26 protein-coding genes are annotated in these 19,217 nt (G+C 62.1%); 7 read left to right on the top strand and 19 right to left on the bottom strand.

Annotated features, from left to right (window positions below; genetic code table 11):
- Window positions 1-98: 98 nt before the first annotated feature.
- From nirK to M9955_19790, 8 genes are all read right to left on the bottom strand, one after another.
- Entirely contained in the window at window positions 99-1,580 is a 1,482-nt protein-coding gene (nirK, locus tag M9955_19825) for a copper-containing nitrite reductase (protein MCO5083893.1), read from the bottom strand.
- Window positions 1,581-1,811: 231 nt separating this feature from the next.
- Entirely contained in the window at window positions 1,812-2,213 is a 402-nt protein-coding gene (locus M9955_19820; protein MCO5083892.1) for a hypothetical protein, read from the bottom strand.
- Window positions 2,210-2,851, bottom strand: coding sequence for a hypothetical protein (locus tag M9955_19815; GenBank protein MCO5083891.1), 642 nt, complete (start codon window positions 2,849-2,851; stop codon window positions 2,210-2,212). Before M9955_19815 ends, M9955_19820 begins: the two co-directional genes overlap by 4 nt.
- Complete coding sequence (locus M9955_19810) at window positions 2,848-3,336, bottom strand: hypothetical protein (GenBank protein ID MCO5083890.1); 489 nt, start codon at window positions 3,334-3,336, stop codon at window positions 2,848-2,850. The genes M9955_19815 and M9955_19810 overlap by 4 nt, the downstream gene beginning before the upstream one ends.
- Entirely contained in the window at window positions 3,333-3,743 is a 411-nt protein-coding gene (locus tag M9955_19805) for a S24 family peptidase (GenBank protein MCO5083889.1), read from the bottom strand. Before M9955_19805 ends, M9955_19810 begins: the two co-directional genes overlap by 4 nt.
- Entirely contained in the window at window positions 3,740-4,180 is a 441-nt protein-coding gene (locus tag M9955_19800; protein ID MCO5083888.1) for a twin-arginine translocation signal domain-containing protein, read from the bottom strand. Before M9955_19800 ends, M9955_19805 begins: the two co-directional genes overlap by 4 nt.
- Window positions 4,177-4,656 carry a hypothetical protein gene (locus M9955_19795; protein ID MCO5083887.1) on the bottom strand — a complete coding sequence of 160 codons (480 nt, stop codon included), beginning with the start codon at window positions 4,654-4,656 and terminating at the stop codon, window positions 4,177-4,179. Before M9955_19795 ends, M9955_19800 begins: the two co-directional genes overlap by 4 nt.
- Window positions 4,657-4,691: 35 nt before the next feature.
- Window positions 4,692-4,955 carry a hypothetical protein gene (locus M9955_19790; GenBank protein ID MCO5083886.1) on the bottom strand — a complete coding sequence of 88 codons (264 nt, stop codon included), beginning with the start codon at window positions 4,953-4,955 and terminating at the stop codon, window positions 4,692-4,694.
- Window positions 4,956-5,107: 152 nt separating this feature from the next.
- On the opposite strand from M9955_19790, the gene M9955_19785 reads away from it, so the two are divergent.
- The 6 genes from M9955_19785 to M9955_19760 all read left to right on the top strand — a co-directional run bounded on the left by M9955_19785 (window position 5,108) and on the right by M9955_19760 (window position 7,963).
- Window positions 5,108-5,359 (top strand): helix-turn-helix domain-containing protein, encoded by a 252-nt coding sequence (locus M9955_19785; GenBank protein ID MCO5083885.1) that lies wholly within the window; start codon window positions 5,108-5,110, stop codon window positions 5,357-5,359.
- Window positions 5,360-5,377: 18 nt separating this feature from the next.
- On the top strand, window positions 5,378-5,962 hold the full coding sequence (locus tag M9955_19780; GenBank protein ID MCO5083884.1) for a hypothetical protein: 585 nt from the start codon (window positions 5,378-5,380) through the stop codon (window positions 5,960-5,962).
- Between the two features lie 84 nt (window positions 5,963-6,046).
- Window positions 6,047-6,355, top strand: a complete 309-nt coding sequence (locus M9955_19775) for a DUF6074 family protein (protein MCO5083883.1) — start codon at window positions 6,047-6,049, stop codon at window positions 6,353-6,355.
- A 20-nt stretch (window positions 6,356-6,375) separates the two neighbouring features.
- Entirely contained in the window at window positions 6,376-6,735 is a 360-nt protein-coding gene (locus M9955_19770; protein MCO5083882.1) for a hypothetical protein, read from the top strand.
- A 280-nt stretch (window positions 6,736-7,015) separates the two neighbouring features.
- Window positions 7,016-7,393, top strand: a complete 378-nt coding sequence (locus M9955_19765; GenBank protein MCO5083881.1) for a hypothetical protein — start codon at window positions 7,016-7,018, stop codon at window positions 7,391-7,393.
- Window positions 7,394-7,483: 90 nt separating this feature from the next.
- Window positions 7,484-7,963 (top strand): hypothetical protein, encoded by a 480-nt coding sequence (locus tag M9955_19760; GenBank protein MCO5083880.1) that lies wholly within the window; start codon window positions 7,484-7,486, stop codon window positions 7,961-7,963.
- 130 nt (window positions 7,964-8,093) lie between these two features.
- Here the strand turns inward: M9955_19760 and M9955_19755 are convergent, their stop codons facing one another.
- The 5 genes from M9955_19755 to M9955_19735 form a co-directional block, all read right to left on the bottom strand.
- Window positions 8,094-8,480, bottom strand: a complete 387-nt coding sequence (locus M9955_19755; protein MCO5083879.1) for a hypothetical protein — start codon at window positions 8,478-8,480, stop codon at window positions 8,094-8,096.
- A gap of 147 nt (window positions 8,481-8,627) precedes the next feature.
- Window positions 8,628-9,775 (bottom strand): IS3 family transposase gene (locus M9955_19750; protein ID MCO5083878.1). Its coding sequence is split into 2 segments (ribosomal slippage): window positions 8,628-9,526 and window positions 9,526-9,775, totalling 1,149 coding nucleotides; the frame shifts between segments, so codons are not numbered across the junction.
- On the bottom strand, window positions 9,730-10,206 hold the full coding sequence (locus tag M9955_19745; GenBank protein ID MCO5083877.1) for a hypothetical protein: 477 nt from the start codon (window positions 10,204-10,206) through the stop codon (window positions 9,730-9,732). The genes M9955_19750 and M9955_19745 overlap by 46 nt, the downstream gene beginning before the upstream one ends.
- A 1,285-nt stretch (window positions 10,207-11,491) precedes the next feature.
- Window positions 11,492-11,869, bottom strand: a complete 378-nt coding sequence (locus tag M9955_19740) for a hypothetical protein (GenBank protein MCO5083876.1) — start codon at window positions 11,867-11,869, stop codon at window positions 11,492-11,494.
- Between the two features lie 14 nt (window positions 11,870-11,883).
- Complete coding sequence (locus tag M9955_19735) at window positions 11,884-14,223, bottom strand: peptidoglycan DD-metalloendopeptidase family protein (GenBank protein MCO5083875.1); 2,340 nt, start codon at window positions 14,221-14,223, stop codon at window positions 11,884-11,886.
- Between the two features lie 62 nt (window positions 14,224-14,285).
- Between M9955_19735 and M9955_19730 the strand changes: the two genes are divergently transcribed.
- On the top strand, window positions 14,286-14,450 hold the full coding sequence (locus M9955_19730) for a hypothetical protein (GenBank protein MCO5083874.1): 165 nt from the start codon (window positions 14,286-14,288) through the stop codon (window positions 14,448-14,450).
- On the opposite strand, the gene M9955_19725 is transcribed toward M9955_19730, so the two are convergent.
- The 6 genes from M9955_19725 to M9955_19700 all read right to left on the bottom strand — a co-directional run bounded on the left by M9955_19725 (window position 14,447) and on the right by M9955_19700 (window position 19,212).
- Window positions 14,447-16,546 carry a hypothetical protein gene (locus M9955_19725; protein MCO5083873.1) on the bottom strand — a complete coding sequence of 700 codons (2,100 nt, stop codon included), beginning with the start codon at window positions 16,544-16,546 and terminating at the stop codon, window positions 14,447-14,449. The two genes, M9955_19730 and M9955_19725, sit on opposite strands and share 4 nt — an antisense overlap.
- Entirely contained in the window at window positions 16,543-18,099 is a 1,557-nt protein-coding gene (locus M9955_19720; GenBank protein MCO5083872.1) for a hypothetical protein, read from the bottom strand. Before M9955_19720 ends, M9955_19725 begins: the two co-directional genes overlap by 4 nt.
- Complete coding sequence (locus tag M9955_19715) at window positions 18,099-18,305, bottom strand: hypothetical protein (GenBank protein MCO5083871.1); 207 nt, start codon at window positions 18,303-18,305, stop codon at window positions 18,099-18,101. Before M9955_19715 ends, M9955_19720 begins: the two co-directional genes overlap by 1 nt.
- The gene (locus tag M9955_19710; GenBank protein ID MCO5083870.1) at window positions 18,305-18,460 is read right to left on the bottom strand and encodes a DUF1778 domain-containing protein; all 156 of its coding nucleotides are present in this window, start codon (window positions 18,458-18,460) and stop codon (window positions 18,305-18,307) included. The genes M9955_19715 and M9955_19710 overlap by 1 nt, the downstream gene beginning before the upstream one ends.
- A 153-nt stretch (window positions 18,461-18,613) precedes the next feature.
- Window positions 18,614-18,823, bottom strand: a complete 210-nt coding sequence (locus M9955_19705; protein ID MCO5083869.1) for a hypothetical protein — start codon at window positions 18,821-18,823, stop codon at window positions 18,614-18,616.
- Window positions 18,824-18,888: 65 nt separating this feature from the next.
- Window positions 18,889-19,212 (bottom strand): hypothetical protein, encoded by a 324-nt coding sequence (locus M9955_19700; protein ID MCO5083868.1) that lies wholly within the window; start codon window positions 19,210-19,212, stop codon window positions 18,889-18,891.
- Between the last annotated feature and the right edge of the window lie 5 nt (window positions 19,213-19,217).

Here is a 19,217-nt window from a genome sequence, read left to right as displayed (position 1 = left end):
CGCGGCCGCCATGGCAGTGGGCTAGCCTGCTAGGTGGTTATGCAAAGAAAAGCCGGGCGTTTGGCCCGGCTAGGTAGAAGGCTGCACGCGCCCGGTCGTTATTCCTTGGCCGGACCGGCGTGCATGATGTCATCGTCCTTCGGCCCGTCAACGATCAGATAACCGGCAAGCCCCCTCTCGGCTCGCGACAGCGCGTGATCTACCAGCACGTAGTGTCCGCCGCGGTCGATCTTGAAATCGACGACCGTTGCTCCGCCGGGTGGAACGAGCACCGTCTGTACGCCGGTCAGCGGAGGCGACGTGAGGCTTCCCAACTCATAGACGTGATCGAATATCTCGCCGATGACGTGGAACGACGACGTGTAGTTCGGGCCGCCCACACCGAAAAAGATGCGAACCGTCTCGCCGGCATTGGCATAGAGAGGGTGCGACTTGGTGAGAGCACCGACCGAGCCGTTAAAGAGGAAGTATTCCGGCCGCTCGGAAATCAGCTTGTCATAGTCCATCTCCATTTCGCCCTGCGTCCCGAAGGGTTCGACGGTATAGAGCTCGCCCTGCATGACGTAGAATTCACGATCGACCTGCGGCAGGCCGCCTTCCGGTTCCACTAGGATCAGCCCGTACATGCCGCTCGTGATGTGATGGGCGACACTGGGCGTGGCGCAATGATAGACAAAGATACCAGCCTTCAATGCCTTGAACGTGACGACCGCCTCCTCTCCGGGCGCAATCTGGGTAAAGTCAGCGCCACCCCCGGGGCCGGTCGCAGCATGGAAGTCGACCGAATGCATCATCACGCTGTCGGCCGCATTCTTGATGTGAACCTCGACCGTGTCGCCGACACGTACGCGAAGCATCGGTCCCGGAACCTTGCTGTTGAACGTCCAGTAGACATAGGAGGTACCGTCATCGAGGCGGCCTTTTAACTCCACCGTCTCCAGATCGATGCGCATTACCTGTGGCGGCCGCTGAGCGATCGGTCCCGGCAGGTCTGCCGGATCACGGACGATATCGGCCGCCTCCGTGTCCATCGCCTCGCGAGGCCCGGGCATCACGTGGATGAGCCCTTCCATGCCAGCTGCGCGGTGGCCCGCGATCGAGCAGAAATATGCAAACTCGCCGACCTTGTTGGCAATGAAGGAGAACGTCGAGGAGGCATTTTTCCCAACGACGATCGAAGATCTGGCGGCGTACTGGTCGAGCACGATGTCGTGCTCGGCGCCCTCGCCGTTGATCAGGTTGATCTGCACCAGTTCGCCTTCATGGACCATCAGGGTCGGGTTGACCTTGCCGTCTATGTCGCCGCCGACGCCGATATAGACCATTCGTCCCTCGGCGATCCCTGTCCGTAAGGTGAAGATGGTGGCGCTGTGATAGCTGACCGCACCGCCTGCGCCTGAAACTGCTGGGGCCTCGGTTGCCGGTTGGGCCACCGTGCCGTCCGATTGTGACGCGGCGTCGTGATTGTGAGTTTGCGCGAGCGCCGGAGGCAGGACGAGGGCAGATGACAGAAGCACTGCTACCACGATCTGCCGCAGAGCTAAGCGCGTAAGCTTGCAGATGAACTCCGCTAAGGCCATCGACACGGTCCTTGCCGACTCGGGTGGACCTGCCAAACCTCCGTTTTCCATCTGAGAACTCCGTTATGCGGATAATGACGATCCTGTTCAGAGGCCGAAGCGACTTCTTTGTGCGAGCGTAGAGATCAATCAGCTTCCAATCAAGACGTAGGCGGTCTAGCCGCTTCCTCCTTCCTTGAAGCCTGCTGGGTGCCTTTCCACCGGGCTTCGCAGAGCATCCGTCAAACGGCGTCATATAGGCGTCTCAATATAGTAGTTTTGCCGCGCGACGCTCTTCAGCCGGCGGCGGGATGTCTCGATGCCTAGCTTGACGCAGCGCCGGTAAATGACGGAGGTCGAGCCCACGTCGAGCCGGGCGGCGATCTGCTGCATACTGAAACAGTCCCGCACCATCTGTCGGATCAAAGCATCCTTCTCCGGTGTGGCCCAATTGTCCCGCCGGGCTCTTCGCACTGCCGGAGACGGCAGTCTCGGACAGGCGGCAATCTCGCGGCTGCGTTCCGTTGCGGCCAACGCAGCCTCGAAAGAAGGCCATGGTCTCTGCGTCACAGGGTCCAATCCGGAAACGCCGAGGGGAATGCGGCGAAGCTTGCCGGTGGCGATGGCCTCGGCGATCATGACGGCGACGCTCATATGATCCCCTTCGGCTGTCCCTTGCCGCTCAGATCGGCCAGTCTCCTCTTCCGCCCGGCGCGGACCACATAACCAGTGTCGGAACTGACGAAGGTCGTGAAGAAGGAGCCGTCAGCCAACAGCCGCCGTTTCTCTCCGATCATCCTCGGTTCCTTGCGCGGCTTGGCCTTGCGCAGTTCCTTCTTTGCAATCGGATGCCCGTCGCCCCGGAAATCGAACGAAGGACCATCAATTGCGTCGCCCGCCGGATCGATGCCGGGCGCCGGCTTGCTGCCGGCGTCGTACTCATCCTGGCCCTGCCCGCAGGTTTCAGGCCAACCGAGGAAGGGTTCTCCGCCCTCCGCCCCACCGTCCCGCACGAGCAGCGACGTGGTTTGGTTGATGTCCTCGGTCCAGCCAAGCTCCGGCTCGGCGTCGGCCTTGTCCGCCTCGGCGTCGTGGCCGTCCTCGTCATCCTCGCAGGCGGCACCGAAGCTGGCTCCAGTGTAGCCTTCAGGCCAACTGGCGTCGTGTTCGTCGCCGTTCGCCTCAAGGTCCGGATCGCCCTCCAGCCTGTCCAGCAGGGCCAGCAGGCGTTCTATCGCATCCTCGATGCTGCGGCGGGTGGATGGCGTCGGTATGTCGGCGCGGATGTTCATGTCGCGCCTCCCTTCGGCTGATAGAGGCCGATGACCTGTCCGACGAGGCAGGAGCACAGATGCTCGTAGCTTTTGCCAGTGTCGTCGTACGGACCTTCTGTCCATGCGCCGACTGCGTTGTGGGCCTGAATGTGAAGGATGTTCTTTTCGACCTGAGTGAGGTCGGTTCTTGAGCGGAGCTTTTGATAGCCAGCCGAAAGCAAATCGTTGGTCACCGCTCCAACGCGCCATCCGTCAACACGGCCAAAGCCTGCGCCGCGTCTCACCATGCAGATGCGGTGATGACCAAGCTCAGGACCGAACTTGATGACGAACAGTTCCCCGGCAATCGGCGTCCGCACGGCGGTATCGACCACCACGAACTCGCCGGGCCTGACATGCGGCATGGAGCCCACGTCCTTACACTGGAAGCTGATGCAGCCGGCCGGGAGCCGGTCGAACAGCATCAGAGCGCGGTATTCCGGGGCGGGTGCGAGGGCGTTCATTGCTCACCTCCTTCCTCGCCCTCGCTCTCCCTGAAGACGACCGATGCGAGGCGGTGCACGCCAAGCAACCGGTCGGCCGGGAAAGGCGCGACCCTTTTCGGATCGCTCAAACTGAGCAGGATGAGAACCGGCATGCATTCGGCGTCCGGGTCCATGTCGAAAGGCAGGACGAAGCCGGGCGGCAAAGGCATGTGAACCCGGTAGACCGCGACTTGGGATCGACCTTCGCGGACATGCTCGGGGCGGAGCCATACGGCGACGACATCGCCAGCTTCGGCATCACCGTTCTTTTCAAAACAGAGCATATCGCCGTTGCGGAACTCGGGCTCGATGTCGTGACCACGGTAGATCAGGCCATACGCTGCCGGCAGATCATCAAGGTTCTGGTGGAGGGTGATGGCGTTCATGACACCCTCCTGCCGATGAACGTGTTCAGCCGGGGCTCAGCCAGAACCATGCGATCCATTGAAGTCCGGACGCTGAACATCCGATGGCCGTCAACGCGATCCGCCAGAAGCGCGACATCGTAGATCGTCGGCCTGCCGAGAGCTGAAAGCGCGCCGGATTCGTATTTGCCATCGCCCTCGTAGCGGCCCGTCACGCGATGGGCGGAAATGGCGAGAGAACACCTCAGATCAGCATCTGCCAAACGAGCGACACACCAAGAACCTATACGCGGGTCCAGTTCTTCGGCCGCCTTCTTGAACTCGGCCAGATGAAAGTCGAAACGCTCTTCGGCGGTCATCTGGGCGGTGGCGTCGGCGACTGTCGGGGCGACGGCGGTGACGGCGGCAGCGCTGACGGCAGCGGTGTTGCGGAGAAACTGGCGACGGCTGATGGTCATGACCGCACCGCCTTCCGATTACCGATCAGGGCGAAACGACAATCGACGCCTGCATCGGCATAGATGACGTGGCTCCACTCGGTCACGTCCGGCTCGATTGCTTGCGCTGTCTGCCGGTAGCACGCGGCATAATATGCAAGCATCCCACGAGCGTCGTTCGGCAATGCCTCCCGGAAATGCACCCGGGCGTGGCCGCTCTCGCCGGCGTGGATTTCGACCATCGTGGCATCGCCGTCAGCATTGAGGCGGTCGAGTATTTCCGACAAGTCATGCGCCAGTTCGATAGCCCGCACCCACAAGGCACTGATCGGCAGGGCGTCGAGATTATCGGAGGCGGGCGGCTCATATGTCGCTGCGGTCGCGGCTGTCGCACCGGCAACGGCGGACGCGGCGGTCAGCCCGGCGATATTGCCGAGAAGCCGGCGGCGGTTGATATCAGGCAAGCCTTGGGCGTTTGCCGGAACGATGTTCGGCATCGGTATTCTCCTCGATTGTGGTGGTGTGGAACGTGTTAGGCGGCGAGCTTCTGAAGCTGAGCCCGCAAGGCCTGCTCACGCCGGCCGATGTCGATGCGGAAGGATTTGAACTTCAGCATCTCGATCTCGCGCTCGATCTGCTGGCGCTGACGCTCTACATCGGTCAGCTTCTTGGCCTTGGCGCGATCCCATGCGCAGGCGAGGTAGAAGCCGAAGGTCTTGCGGTTGAAGGGACGGCCAGCCTGAAGGCGGCGATAGGTGGCCCAGGCATCGGCGAGAATAGCGGAGCGGTTGAGCATGGGGCAAACCTCGGGTGTTCCTGTGGAGGGCGTCGCACAGGGCTTGTCTTAGGTGTTGGATACGGTTAACTGTGTTTCAGACATAGCATTGACATTTATTGCTAGTCAACGTCTTTCTGTGTTTCAAACACAGTTTTTAGGACCACCCGCTTATGCTCACTACAGGCAACCAGCTAAAGGCCGCTCGGGCGCTCGCGGGGCTTGAACAGAAAGAGGTCGCAGCGCGTGCCGGTGTTCACGTGAACACTATTCGCAGTATGGAGGCCGCAGGAGGAGAACCCATCGCCGGTCGTGCGCAAAATGTGCATGCAGTCCAGCGAGCGCTGGAGGATCATGGCATCGAATTTCTCAACCACGGTCAGCCCGGCGTGAGGCTTGCCACGAAATCCACGCCTTCCGAGTAACGGAGCCCTTAGCCTTTAATGGCGATATTTTCCCCGAGAGACAAAAGCAGGACTGAAGGCGGCAAAACCGCAAGCCTCGTGAAACGACACACACGACCGCCCGCCGATCAGGGCGGATGGATGGCCGTCACTCGCGACTTTCTGGAATCCCCCGCCTACCGCAGCTTGTCAGTCAACGCGAAAAAATGCCTGGACCGGCTCATCATAGAGCACATCGGCCACAATCGGCTTGAGAATGGCCATCTGGTCGTTACCCACGAGCAGTTCATCGAGTATGGCGCAACCGGCGAATATATCGGCGATGCGCTTGATGAACTTGTTTACAAGGGACTGCTGAAGGCGGAACGCGGCAAGGCCGGCAATGGCACGGCGCACCCTACCATTTTCACGCTAACCTTCGACGGAAGACATGACGGTTCAGCCGCTTCCAACGAATGGAAAAAGTTCACTATGGCTGAGGCTCGGCTATGGTCCGAAGCCGTCCGTAAGCAAAGGGCCGACGCCAGAGCGAAAGTAGGACGAAAAAACAAATCCTCGCTTCGGGTTTCCGAAATTCGCCCGCTTCGGGTTTCCGAAATTCGTCGCGTGAAACGAGGCGCCTGAAACAATGCCCTTCAATGATTTCAAAGGCTTGCGAATTTCGGGATTCCGAAGTGCTATATATACTCTGGCCGGGAGGGCCGCGTCATGAAAGCTGACGATACGAGCCTGCCAACCTTCGCCCATAGACAGCTCGCGTGTACCGTGCTGTTGTTCCCGATGGCGAGCAGGGTTGGCCGCATCCGGGAGGTCGCCGCGAAGATGCTGGACAAGACCACGGATCGGCACGCCGAGCATTACCGCCGACAAGTCACCGACGCGATGAAGGCCAACTTTACGCGGCTTGGTTTGGCAGAAGCGGAGCAAGCAGCCCAGCTAGAAGCATTCTGGTCAGCGGCGCACGGCGAGATGGTTCGACAGAGCTACACCTACCAGAATTCCGGGGACGCGGCGTGAGGCTCGTAGGTTTTCCCGCAGTGGGCTTGCTGCTTGCCATTGCCACCAGCGGCCCGGCTTTTGCCAATTGCCAGCGGGCCGACGAGCCGATTACGGGTCAACTCGCCCAGTTGGAGACGCGTCACCCTGCCGGCCACGAGGTAAGGGGATGGGTACTACTGACGGCCGACGTGTGCGTTTCTATGGAGGACATGGAGGGCGAGACCGTCAACGTCACCCCGAGGATCATCCATCTGGTGTTCGGTGACGGCAAACAGCCACGTGACCTTTGGAAATTGGCGGCTGAGGAGGTCAGTGTGCGCGGTGACCTGATGGAGCCGCATACGGCGTGGCACCTTGGCGATATCGTCATGATGCAGGCGACGATTTTTGAGAACTGATAGAGTGCCGCCGGCGTCATCTTCATCCCTGAGAACGGCGGCGGCGTGGGTGTGCGGCTGGCGAAGCCGAAGGCCAAGGGGGATGAATGATCCGAACCGAGCCCAAATCCGGAGAGATCCGATGCAACGCGATGTCGACACGATGGCGCGGGTAGCAGCGGGCACGAGGCGTGCGCGAAGCCAAGGCCGGAAGCAGATCGGCAACAGTTTCCGATTTGCCGCCTCCTATGACGCCGAGCTTTGACTGTGCTGTGCGTGCGCGCTGCTCCAAGAGGATATGATGCCGATTTTAATCTTTGTCTCTGGCCCTGCGAATACCGGCAAAACCACGGGCATGCGAGCGGCGATGGTGCAACTTGGTATTAATTCGATGGCTTCAGGGGATGTGACGATTGCCGTTCCAGCCTATCGAAAGCAGGGGCAGCTTTCTGCAGCCAGCATAGGGTTTGCTACGGGTGGCGACAACATCAGCATGGTGACGACCAATATCGCTTATCTGCAGAATACCAACGCTGATGTACAGATTTACGCTTGTCGATCCTATGGCGGCACCTACAACGCGCTTGTTCAGCATGCGTTGACAATGGGAGCGGTCCCGATTTGGCTGAAGACTCCGCATCCCGGATTGGCGGCAGCCATTGTAGCCGCAGTCCCATGAGATCGACGGGACTGACAAAGTTGATAGGAGCAGCGGGTGCAGTATTGGCCTAGTGGACCTTGGGAGCTTGAACGCGATAGCGATTTTATAATGCTGCGCGATGCCGACCAACGTCGAACGTTTTGGGAAAGCGCTGATAGTGTCGAGCCGGGACTGTCGGAGGCCTGCGGTTGCTATGTTTTCGCTATTAGGGCGGGCAGAGGTATCAAGCCTTGGTACGTAGGAAAGGCTGAGCGCCAAAGCTTCAAACGGGAAGCTGTTACTGAAGACAAACTGAACAAGTACGAGCTCGCTCTACGGGCCGCGAAGAAGGGAACCCCGCTGCTGTATTTTTACGCGAGAACAACCAAGGCGCGGGGCGCCTTTTCAAGGCCATCCACATCCGCGCATCGAGACATTGGATACCTGGAAAAAATGCTGATTGGTTTAGCGCTTAAGCGCAACAAGGCTCTAATAAACAAGCAAGAAACCACGCTCTTGCAGACAATGGTAGTTCCCGGCTTGTTGAACACCCCCCAAGGAGGGTTGAGAGCTGACGCAAGCGAGCTACGATGGGTGATGGGGTATTAACTTGCCGAAAGTACGGGATACGGTCGAAGGGTATTGCTCGTATGGCCTCGTACAAGGGTTAGGCGCGCCGAGCGCTTGTTAGGCGCCTTTTTGTGGCAATGGCGTTTGCACTGATTTGGGCCAAGTCCCGTCATGCGGCGGAGACTTGCTCGTTCGGCGTCAGATTCTTGATCTTGTCGAGGTAGGTTCCAGTGTCGAGTTTGGTGCCGCGAATGAGGTCGATGACTTCTTCGATCACCTTCTCGCCGCGTTCAGCATCACGACGGACAGTGCGGACATCTGTGCCGGTGACGGCAGCGGTTGCTTCGGCGAAAGATGCAGTGGACAAGTTGTCCGTTGCATTCCAGCGAGCATCGGCTCCGGCTGTTCCGGCCGCCGTCTCCGGATGCAGTTCCAGATAGATCGCCTTGCTTCGCGCCGTCGCCTTCGCCCTGTCGGCCGGCGACAATTCCGCCCGGCACAGATTCTCATCGATCGAGGCCTGAAAGAGTGGATGATTTGTCCGGCGTGCCGACATTTCGAAGCGGCTCGCAGTATCAATGTTCCGGAATGGGCTTCCCGTCAGGTCCGACCTTGAAGACCTTCACGCGCCGTGATGGAACAAGAGGTTCGCCTGGCTCCGAGATGCGCCGTTTGGCCTGCTGCCGGTTTTTCGGACACGAGGTTAAGCTAACATAGCTTTCTCCTCGAACTCGACAGGACTCAGGTAGCCCAGTGTCGAGTGCCTCCGTCGGGGGTTGTAGAAGCGCTCGATGTAATCGAACACATCTGCCCTTGCGTCGTCCCTTTTCCTGTAGACCTTGCGGGCTGTCCGCTCGGTTTTCAGCGACGAGAAGAAGCTCTCCATCGCGGCATTGTCCCAGACGTTGCCCGACCGGCTCATCGAACAGGTGATGCCATGGTCGGCCATCAGGCGCTGGAACTGCTCGCTTGTATATTGCGATCCCTGGTCCGAGTGATGGAGCAGGCTGTCGGGTTTGCCTCGGCGCCAGATCGCCATGATGAGGGCGTCGGTCACGAGCTGGGCCGTCATCTCTGCCTTCATCGCCCAACCCACGACACGGCGGGAGAACAGGTCGACGACGGCGGCAACGTAGAGCCATCCCTCGGCGGTCCAGATGTAGGTGAAGTCGGCGATCCACTTCTGGTTCGGCGCCGATGCCTCGAATGCGCGGTCAAGCAGGTTGTCCGACACGGAGGCTCGCTCGCCCGTATCCTTCGGCAATCCACGGCGTCGGGGCCGAGCACGCAGCCCGTTCTCCCGCATGAGCCTTTCGACACGATGAAGGCCGCAGGAGAAGCCTTCGGCCAGCACGTCATGCCAGACACGACGGGCGCCATAGGTTCGGTCGCTGCTCTTGAAGCTGCGGTCGATCCGGGGAATGAGCACCTCGTCGCGCCGCGACCGGGCGCTGGGGCTGCGGTTGAGCCAGGCATGGAAGCCCGAGCGGGAGACGTCCAGCGCACTGCACAGCCATGCCACCGGCCAGATCGAACGGTGCTTCGCGATGAAGGCGAATCTCATATCGCTTCCCTCGCGAAGTAGGCTGCGGCCTTTTTTAGGATGTCGCGTTCCGCCTTCAGCTTCGCCACTTCCTTGCGCAGCCGGTCGATCTCCTGCTGCTCTGGCTTCATCTGACCATGGCCGGGAAACGCATGCTGTCGATCGGCAGCGAACTCCCTGACCCACTTGCGCAGCACGTTCTCGTGGAGATCCAGATCACGGGCAGCCTGCGCAACAGCAACGCCTCGATCCTTCACCAACCTCACCGCCTCAAGTTTGAACTCGCGGCTGAACTTCCTTCTCTGCATTCCCACTCTCCAGTTCCGTCAAACACCTTATCTCGGTGTCCACGAAACCGGCAGCAGGCCAGTTCGTCTCGAAGAAGGCCGGCGAAGACGATGCCGTCCGGTCCAAATTCCTTGAGCAGCTTTTGGCATCCCAGGCTCAACGGCACAGGCCCCTCCGGCTCTTCAGCTTCTGCGGGACCAGTCGAGGCGGAAGGTGGCGGTGGCGGGGGTACTTCGATCACGTTCGGCGCGTTCTCGTCTATTGTCCTCACCTGGGTGGACTGCGCCATCGTGGCTATGTTCATCGCTTCAGCGAGCCGGATTTCATCGACTTCGAAACCGCAGACCTTGGCCTTGTCGAGGGCAGCGGAAACCTTCCGCACGAGCAGATCATCGCCGAACGTCACCGACGTCGACGCGAGAAGGATGAGTGCAAACACCGCCAGGCGCATGGGAAGTGCCTTGCCCTCTAGGCTTTGCAATCTTTGCACGCGCCGACGTGGCAGACAACAGAAGGCCAAGCGTGGCCAGGTGCCTTGAAATCCCCGGCTACCCGACGTTGTACATCCGTAAGACAGATGGTCGCCGCTTCTGTGTGTCCGGCCCTGCCTGGAGGCGGTGATCACGCTGCAATGGCGTCGCTCGACGTGGTGGCTCCACCATCGTCATCGATTCCTCATATGGCTTCACGCTGTTCCCGCGCTGTTCTCAGCGGCAAAGCCTTCCGTTTTTTCCCGATATCATTTGTGCCAGCCATGGGCTCTTACCTCTATCCCGCTGACCGCTTTTCGCCACGAACGCCGGGCGAACCTAACCCTCTTGGCGCGTCTGGAATTGGCTTCAGCGAGCCCTCGCGCGCGCGCCCGCGCGTATTGGTCCCGAAATACCCCCAACCATAAGACCCCATGAAGCTGCCGCATGGTTTGCTACTCGCTTGCTACTATAGCAAAGTCCTCATGTTGTTGAGCATAGCCGCTGCGCGCTCGCTGATCTTGGACCCACGTTCAGCATCACGACGGACTGTGCGGGCGTCCGTGCTGGTGATAGCGGCGGTTGCTTCGGCAAACGATGGAACGACGGACAACTTGTCCGTTGTCGCGTTCCCCTTGCCTCCGGCAACATGCTGCGCCGTCTCCGGATGCAGCGCCCTTCGGTTTGATAGACTTTGATTGTTTTTCATAAGGAACCTTCCCCTGCGCGCGTGATGCGGGGAAAATCGACAGGCCGTAAGACCCCATGACGCGCAGCTATCCGGCGAAAGCCGCATCGCATCGATACCGCTGCCATCGTTGACGCTGCGCATCCGCAATGCGCGCTCTGCCCTCGATGGATTTCGGCCCGGTGGACATCCCGCCGTGAAGCCTGCATCGGTTGCGGCCGGGCATCGCCTTGCCACGACAAGGAGTGCCTTTTCTCGTCGTGGCCCCACAGTCTTTTATGGCGTCGCAGAATTGGTCTGGCGATGGGGTCTTAGGCGGGAGGACGTTGGCCGCCTCAAACGCCTCTCGAAAGCGCTGGCAAGCCCAGCCGCCTATGCGCCCTGTCTTTGCCTCGTGATACTTGATGGTGGAGACGTGCACGGCGGCTGCCCTCGCGAGGTCCAGTTGCGACCATCCGGCCGACTTGCGCCACGCCTTGAGGTTGGCTGCACTATCGAAGCCGCCGCGATGCCTCCATGGTAGCCTGAGTTCTTCCGTCACTGCGCTGCTCCTGTTTTTGACCTGTTCTTTACAGGGCTCAGTGATAGGTCGAGCGGGGCATGTCGCCCGCGAGCCGCGCGGCCATCTGGCCGATCTGGCTTGCGACGATGAACAGGTAGCTCATTGCCATGTGCCGCAGCCAGCGGGCCATGGCGCGATCCTCCGGCTCGTCCCCGTACAGTTCGGCGGCCGAAAGCACCGCATGGGCCGCGCACACCATGTCGAACACCTCCACGCCATCCTCTTCCGGGGACCGCGTGTCGTCACGCGTGCGGCCGGCGATGTTCACCAGCGTCGTCATCAGATCCTTCACCTTGTCCGGATCGCGCACCGCGTCATGGGTCAGCCGCGTGTATTCATCGATCAGACGCGGGCCGATGACGCGCCATTCGTCGGGACTGATTGGCATGTCCATGATTTCGTCTCCTATCAGTTTCCAGCATGGTCGCGATCAGCGCCGGGCGGCCCACCGCGAGAACCGGAGGACCCTCCCCCGCGTCCGCCGGACGAGCTTCCGCCCCCGCCGCTGCTGCTGCCACCACCGAACAGGCCAGACAGGAATCCGCCTAGTCCGCCAAGACCGCCTGACTTCTGGCCTGTCTGGCCCGACGCGCGACTGCCGAGGGCGTAGCCCGCAACCGCACCGGGGAAGCCGGCTATCGCTCCACCGACAACGGCCCCGACCATGCCGGGGGTCGCCTTGTCGAAGACACTACCGATTCCTTTTCCAAGGCCTCCAAGCGTTCCCATCTGCCGCCCGGTCGGGTCCGTCACCGTCGTCACGCCAAACTGGTTGGTGACATGGGTGTTTCCGAACTGGTCCCGGCTCACGAGATTGCCGCCCGTCGCCGGAGCCTGATAGCCGACAGGGGCAACGCCGTTGTGCACGTCATAGGCGCTGAAGGACGGACGCGACGTCGGAATGGAGGCCGTCGTCTGCGGGCTGACAGGCTGCTTCGCCACCGGCGTCACCATGGGCTGGACGGTCGGAGCAGGAACAGCGGGCAGCGATAGCGGAACAACGCTGGTCGGGAGCGTCGTGACCGGTGCTGTCACGATCTGCCCCTTATAGTCCGTCATCGAGATGCTTGGCGTCGGGTTGAACGTGGATGCCGGGCCGAGCGGTGCCGAATACTTCGACGGCAACATGCCCATCGCGCTCGGCGAGGCGCTGGAGAGGGACACTGTATGCGGTTCGGCCAACGATACGTGCGGGTCTTGGCTGAGGCCGGCCGTCATCGTGTCCCTCATGCTGGACATCGGCGTTGCCGTGGACGGCGTGACCGTGCTGGAGAGCCTGCCGGTCTTTGCCGTGCTGGTCATCTCCGCCGGGCCGAACCGGGCCGGATCGGGGGCGGCTTTCGCTCCACCCAATCCACCAAGGCCGCCTGCCTTTGGCGCCGAAGCGGCGGCAGGCGCATAGCCAAAACGTTCCGGGCTCGGCATGGAGGCTGGCGACGGGCTCCGGGAGGGTTGAGGTCCGGCAAAGGCCGCCATCTGCGAGGAGGCGGGAGACGGCGCGCCGGACGGGCGGGATGGCATCACGTCGCCGGCAAAGCGCGCGGTGTCGAATCCGGCAGGAAGCCCGGAGGATGGAGCGGCGCGGCCCACACCGAGCACGCCGGCATTCGCCATGGAGGCTGCCATGTTCCCATAGGCCGCCGCAGTGTTGCGCTGCTCGGTCGGGGACATGGGGCGCGAGGTCGGCGTTGCGGCGAGGTCGCGCCGGGTGAAGTCGACCACATCCCTTGGGTTGACGGGCTGCCCGAGCGGGTCGCGCATCTCGAAATGCAGATGCGGGCCGGACACGTTGCCGGAAGCGCCCACAAGGCCTACCGGCGTTCCCTTGGCAATCTCGTCACCCTTCTTCACGCCGACGCTCTGCAAGTGGCCGTAGACGCTGGTGAAGCCGTTCGGGTGCTCGACGGTGACGGCCGTGCCGTAGTTGCCGAGAGGGCCGGCGTGGGTGACTATGCCGGGGCCGGCGGCGTTCGCGGCGTAGCCAACCTGTCCGCGTTCTGCGAGGTCTATGCCGGCATGGTTGGTGCTACCGACGCCGAGAGAGGTATTCGGAGCATCGCGGAGGCCGAAGCCGCTAGTAGTGCGATCCGTGACAGCGCCGAGCGGGCTGGAGAATGTCCCGTCCCATTCCGCAGTCGGGCCGTCGTCCAGCGCGCCGAGCGCAATGCCGGTGCCTACGGTCGCGGCGGCCGTCCCGGTGCGAGGGCCGAAAACATCATTGAGGATGCCGGGGCGAGCCGATGGCGAGGCAGTACCGAACACCTGATCCGCGACGGAACGCTTCGAAGTCGGCGCTCCGAATACCGCTCCTAGGAGGTCACGGCTGGCGGCTGTCTCCTCCGGCACGATGTCGTAGGCCACCAGTCCGGGCTGGCGCACGCCAACAGCGGTTCGGATGCCACGGTTCTGCGGATCGTCAAAAAACTGATGCCCCCTGGTCTGAGCGACGGGCTGGAGGCCGGATGGCAGGTTCTTCGTGGCCGATGGCGTCGCGTAGTAGGTTGCCGTCGTGACCGGCCCCTTGGTCTGGACGTGCTCAAGCGCCTTTTGGGCAAGGTCGCGGTATTTCTCGACGCCGGGCGGGAGGCTCTTTCCGTAGGCCGAATACTGGTTCGGGGCGGACACGATCTGCTGCATCGAGACGCCTGTGGCGGCGGCCCGGTTGGCGATGGTGCTGGCGATGTTCAGCATGTCCTCGAAGCGGACGGAGCGAGAGCCCGCCACCGCCTCGCCGAGAATCGTATCCACGACACTCCTTGCGAGATTACCCATGGGCGATTACCTTTCCTGAAACCGCACGGGAGAAGACGTTGAGCCACATCGGTCCCGATCCGCGCCTGCCCTTCGCAGGCAAGGTGCTGTTCTGGCTCTTCTGGATCGTCGGCATGGCCCTCATCGCCATCTTCATTGCCCCGCTGGTCGCCGAATACATCTCAACGCCCTTCTCGCAGTGGGTCGGCTCGTTCTTCGACTAGAACCCGATCCTCATTTGCTTGCGGGCCAGCTCCTGCTTCTGCTTTTCCACCAGCGGCGACGTGACGCCGCGTATGGCCCCGGTGATCCGCCCGGACGGGCGGGAGGGCATCGGGAAGTTGGTGGCGGCATCAACCAGCGAGGATTGCCGGAGAGCGTTGACACCCTTCGTCATGCCCGATGTGATTGCGCCGACACCGAGCGCGGACAAGGGCTCCGCCCCCGCCGCAACGCTGCCGCCCACACCGAGCATGCCCATGATGTTCTGACCGTAGGTCCGAAGGATCGGAATCATCCTGTTGGCGGTATTCGAGCCGTTCCGGCCCTCTTTCGGCGGGTTGAGCATCTTCAGCGTGGTGGAGAACTTGCCCATTTCCTCCAGTTCCTTCGGCGAGAACAGTGCCGAGGCAACGCCCTTGTTCTCCCGCACGAAGCCGTCGATGTTCTTCGCGATCCTGTCGGGGTTCAGCATCTCGTCGCCGGCACGGGTCGCCCGGAGCCAGAAGGACTGCCGCACCGCGTTCCATTCCGGACTATTCGCCCCAAGGTGCTTTTTGAGTTCGAGCGCCGTCATCCATGAATCCTTCTTCGGCGCGGCGACCGAGGAGCCGAACAGGTAGCGGCCGATTTCGTCCGGGCTCATCTCCTTCTCGATGATGTCGCGCACACGGGCCTGAGCCGCATAGGTCGGGTTGATCTCGCCGCCGTTCTTCGCCTTGGGCTCCACGAGGTTCTTGAAATCCTTCCACTTGGAGCGGGCATCCTTCAGCGTCTCCAGCACCTCGTCGGAGCCGGACACCAGCCCGTGATCGAAGATGGCATCGTTCCACTCGTCCACGGCGCGGCTGATCTGGCGAAGCGCGGGAGCATCCTGCCCCATGGCCGGGAAGTTCTTGCGCAGTCCGGCGCGAAGGTTCTCGATCCACTTCAACTGTGCCTGCACCGACTGGATGTCTCCGCCGGGCTTGGGCATGCGGCCGATATACGAGTCGATGAAGTCGAGCGCCTTCGCCGCGCCGGTATGATACATCGGGTCCACGATGATGTTTTCCTGAGCCAGCCGGCCCCGGATGAACTTCGGAAGCTCAACCACCGCCTCGGCCGGGACCATGACGCTCGGGTCATCGACGGAAACCCTGTAGGCGTCCCGGCTGGCCGACTTCAGGAAGTCGCGCTTGCCGCGAAGGGCCTGCTGCACGCCGCCATAGGCTTCGTCGGCCGACTGGATGAGAGGCACGTCGCCGGCAATGCGAGACTGGAAATCCGATGCCGCCTTGCCCACCGCTGCGCGCTGCTTCGCATCGAACTTGCTCATGGCTCCCTGCGAGCGAAGCTGATCCTCGATGTTGGCCTGGCTGACGGAACGGGTGGCCTGAGCGCGGGAAAGCGGAATGTCGAACTCGCCCGCCGCCTTCACATTCGCCGCCGCGCTCACGCCGTCCGCCACATCGTCGGCGCCTCGGAAGAGGGGGCGGAGCAGGCTATTTCCAAGAACGCCAAGCGTCTCCCCTCCGGCACCGTAGAGCGCGCCCATGGGCATGTTGTAGGCACCACGCTCAAATCGGTCCTTCACCCCCTCGCCACTGCCAAATCCGTAGATACCGGCTTGCAGGGCTCCATCGCCCGCGCCGCCGATAATGCGTGTCCACCACGGCATGCCGGCCTCGGCGGCCCTGCCAGCCATGGACAGACCGCCCTTTACCAGCGCCGTGCCGCCGGCAAGACCGCCGGCCACCGAGCCTGTGAGAGCCTTGTAGGGGTGCCGGCGGGCGTCTTCCTCGCCCTGCTGGCGAATTTCGGTCAGAAGCTCCTCGTAGCCCTTGCCGTGCCCGCCCGGCAGTTTGCCGGCCCATGAGCCGATGAACGCCGCTGCCTCGTCTGCAAGGCCACCAGTCGCCAAATCTGCGAAGCTGTGCGCCAATGTACGGCTGCCCCGGATCGCCTCGCTATCCTCGTACCCGACAGGAGCGCCCGACATGGTTTTGGGCTCTGACGGCGCATCCAGTACGAAACCCGGCGGCGGAGGCGGTATATCGCCACCGGAGCCGGTCGGAGGGTCCAGCACGAAGCCGGGAGGCGGAGGAGGAATGCTGCTCACTGTACCGGCCTCCATTGCGTGCCGTCCCACTCGACGGTTTCGCCCGTGTTCGGATTGGTCGCCCGCTGCCGGGATGGTCCCGTGGCGCTGCCGGCGCGGCCGGAACCGCCGCCGGCCCGGTTCTGCCTTCCGTCGTCGGCGAAGAAGCCCGTTCCGTCGCCAAACAGCGGATTATCCTCCGCCCATTCGGCGAGACCCTGATAGAACTGCCCGTCCAGACGGCCCTCGTTGAGGTTGGCGTACTTGCGCGCGAACTCGGCAATCTGAAGCTGGCGCTCCGCCATGGCCCGCTGGATGCGGATGAGCGCCTGATTGCCCGCCTTGGTGTTGGCTAAGTTCGGAACCTGCTCCTCCACGAAGCTGCGATCCGCATTCGAGAAACCCGTGCCGAGCGAGCCGCCCATGGCATCGAGCGCGGCCTGCTTCGACAAGGCGTTGAACGCCTCGGTGCTGTCGATGCCGTCCGCGCCGGGCAGGCCGAGGCTGGTTGCCATGCGCTTCAGATTGGCAACCTGTCCCGCTCCCGTGCCGCTGTAGAAGCCCGGATCGGCTACCGCTTTCTCCATCAGCTTCAGCGTGCCAAGTTGCTTCCGTGCCGTGGTGGCGGCGTCCTCGATGCCGATGGCCCGCTTGGCCATCTCGGTGTTGTACGTCTCGTCGTATTTCGACGGACCTTTCATATCGATGTTCGTGGCGCCGGACCTCGCCTTCAACTGCTGCCACTCATCGAGCCGATACCGGGGAAGGCCCTGTTCCTCGCGCTGCTGGTTGATGGCGGCAAGCTCCCGCAGCGATTCCGTGGGCTTGATGCGTTCTTCCTCGCGCTCGATCTTCGCGTCGATGTTGTCGATGAAGACCTTCAGCTTCGAAAGCTGCTCCGCGTTCCTGGTGTTCCGGGCCAGATTCACGTAGGCATCCCGGCGGCTGTAAAGCTGTTCCAGCGTTCCCGATCCAGCGCCCGGCAACGCGATATCATCTGCCTGCGCGACCTGCCGGCGTTCGGCCGAGGGGTCCGTGGCAATGGAGGACAGGGGCCGCCGGTCGATCAGCGCGCCCGAAACCGGGGCATCTACACTCCCCGTGAAAGGGTCATCCGATGTTCCCGTACCTCCCTGCCCGATGCCGGCGAGGCTGTCGTTGAACGCCTTGTCCGCCTCAAGGCTCTTCTGGTTGGTGCGTTGCTTCAGCCACAGCTCGGCGGCGTTGCTGTTGTAGGAAAGCTGCTCCGCCTCCTGCTCCGATGCGCCGTACTGCATCAGCACGCGCTTGATGGCGTTGCGGTCGCGGAGGCCTTCCTGCTGCTTCTGATACCGGCTGTTATAGGCATCCAGGAACTGCGGCATGTTCTGCAACGGGTTGTTGCGCGGGCTCGTCAGCAGCGACGAGCCAATGGCCTGCAATGCGTTGCTGACGCCGGGCTGCTGCAACCAGCCGCGAAAGCCGCCGAGCCCGCCGAGTCCGCCCATGGTGTTGTTGGGCATGGACGGGGCCGGCGGGAAGTAATTCAGCGCCTGCGAGTCGATTTCGTTGAGAACGTCCATAAAGCTGGCCATCAGGCGGCTTCCTTCTTCTTGAGCATCGCCGCGAGCGCCTGCTTCCTGTTGGTGACGATGAAACCATGGCCGGACGGGGCCGGAGCGACGCCCGAGAGTGAACCGTCGCGCGCCTCCGCCACCAGCTTGCCGATGGGCCGGCACTCATGGCGATGAAGACGCCAGACCTGCATCAATGTGGCGGGAGGAGCGGCGGTGTAGCCCATCAGGCGGCCACCTTCGCGGCTGCGGTGATGGCGGACTGACGGACAAACTCGGCGATGCTCAGGCCGCGACGCGCGGCGGCCTCGGCGATGATCTGCTTTTCCTCGAAGAACAGTCCGAACCGAATGCGATCAGACATTCCGACATTGGCACGCATGGCAGCTCTCCTTTCTTTCGGAGAGGCTTACCCGGTCAGCCGCGCGGCACAATCACGCGACCATCAGAAAGACCAAAAACATCAAGGGTTAGCGGGGTTTACCGAAATCATCCGGCATAATCGAAGCCGGCGGCAAGCGCGAGAACACTCCGGCTACCGAAGCATCGGAATTGTCGCGATGACGGCCGCGACGATCAGCAGAGCAAGTGCGAACAAATACAGCCCGGCAATCGCAGCGAATTGGATAGGCTTCTCGGCGCGACGGACCACGACCCCGCGCGTTGCGAAGCGTCCGGCCCTCAGCCCTCGGTGAAGGACAATCGTGGCAGGCCATGCGGCCAGCAGTGCCAAGGCGGCGATCAACAGGTTCATTCCTGGATGGTGCGACGCTGGCGCCGCCTTTGTAAGAACGTGAGGATATGAAAGCCTTACCGGCCGGCGCGACGCCATCCGGCTTTTTGCGCTTCAGCTTCGGAGCAGAACCAGCGCTCGCCATACTCCGGCCGAATGCGGGTTTCCTCGTACCATTCCTGCCCCGGCATATGATAGATGCGGTCGCCGCTGTTGATGCTGATGTTGCCCTTGATGTCGCAACCGGAATCGGGAAGCGAAGCGCTGAGCGCAGAGGGGGAAAAACCATCTTCGGTATCGTAGAAGAATCCGCCAATGGCGAGAGCAGCCAAACCGGCTATGGTCGCGTTGATGATGTGACTGCCTGCGGAGCGATGCGACCGGTAGCGATAGCGTGCCATGGGGA

It is taken from the genome of Rhizobiaceae bacterium (genome assembly GCA_023953845.1).
In the GTDB taxonomy this organism is placed as follows: Bacteria; Pseudomonadota; Alphaproteobacteria; order Rhizobiales; family Rhizobiaceae; genus Arvimicrobium.
This window is presented reverse-complemented; position numbering and strand designations above follow the sequence as displayed.

Coding starts and splice junctions, on each gene's coding strand:
- M9955_19800 (MCO5083888.1), bottom strand. CDS start 4,180: ATGACCATCAGCCGTCGCCAGTTTCTCCGCAACACCGCTGCCGTCAGC.
- nirK (MCO5083893.1), bottom strand. CDS start 1,580: ATGGCCTTAGCGGAGTTCATCTGCAAGCTTACGCGCTTAGCTCTGCGG.
- M9955_19755 (MCO5083879.1), bottom strand. CDS start 8,480: ATGTCGGCACGCCGGACAAATCATCCACTCTTTCAGGCCTCGATCGAT.
- M9955_19765 (MCO5083881.1), top strand. CDS start 7,016: ATGCCGATTTTAATCTTTGTCTCTGGCCCTGCGAATACCGGCAAAACC.
- M9955_19810 (MCO5083890.1), bottom strand. CDS start 3,336: ATGAACGCCCTCGCACCCGCCCCGGAATACCGCGCTCTGATGCTGTTC.
- M9955_19805 (MCO5083889.1), bottom strand. CDS start 3,743: ATGAACGCCATCACCCTCCACCAGAACCTTGATGATCTGCCGGCAGCG.
- M9955_19745 (MCO5083877.1), bottom strand. CDS start 10,206: ATGCGCCTGGCGGTGTTTGCACTCATCCTTCTCGCGTCGACGTCGGTG.
- M9955_19710 (MCO5083870.1), bottom strand. CDS start 18,460: ATGCGTGCCAATGTCGGAATGTCTGATCGCATTCGGTTCGGACTGTTC.
- M9955_19740 (MCO5083876.1), bottom strand. CDS start 11,869: ATGGACATGCCAATCAGTCCCGACGAATGGCGCGTCATCGGCCCGCGT.
- M9955_19700 (MCO5083868.1), bottom strand. CDS start 19,212: ATGGCACGCTATCGCTACCGGTCGCATCGCTCCGCAGGCAGTCACATC.
- M9955_19820 (MCO5083892.1), bottom strand. CDS start 2,213: ATGAGCGTCGCCGTCATGATCGCCGAGGCCATCGCCACCGGCAAGCTT.
- M9955_19715 (MCO5083871.1), bottom strand. CDS start 18,305: ATGGGCTACACCGCCGCTCCTCCCGCCACATTGATGCAGGTCTGGCGT.
- M9955_19775 (MCO5083883.1), top strand. CDS start 6,047: ATGAAAGCTGACGATACGAGCCTGCCAACCTTCGCCCATAGACAGCTC.
- M9955_19760 (MCO5083880.1), top strand. CDS start 7,484: ATGCTGCGCGATGCCGACCAACGTCGAACGTTTTGGGAAAGCGCTGAT.
- M9955_19815 (MCO5083891.1), bottom strand. CDS start 2,851: ATGAACATCCGCGCCGACATACCGACGCCATCCACCCGCCGCAGCATC.
- M9955_19785 (MCO5083885.1), top strand. CDS start 5,108: ATGCTCACTACAGGCAACCAGCTAAAGGCCGCTCGGGCGCTCGCGGGG.
- M9955_19780 (MCO5083884.1), top strand. CDS start 5,378: ATGGCGATATTTTCCCCGAGAGACAAAAGCAGGACTGAAGGCGGCAAA.
- M9955_19720 (MCO5083872.1), bottom strand. CDS start 18,099: ATGGCCAGCTTTATGGACGTTCTCAACGAAATCGACTCGCAGGCGCTG.
- M9955_19790 (MCO5083886.1), bottom strand. CDS start 4,955: ATGCTCAACCGCTCCGCTATTCTCGCCGATGCCTGGGCCACCTATCGC.
- M9955_19795 (MCO5083887.1), bottom strand. CDS start 4,656: ATGCCGAACATCGTTCCGGCAAACGCCCAAGGCTTGCCTGATATCAAC.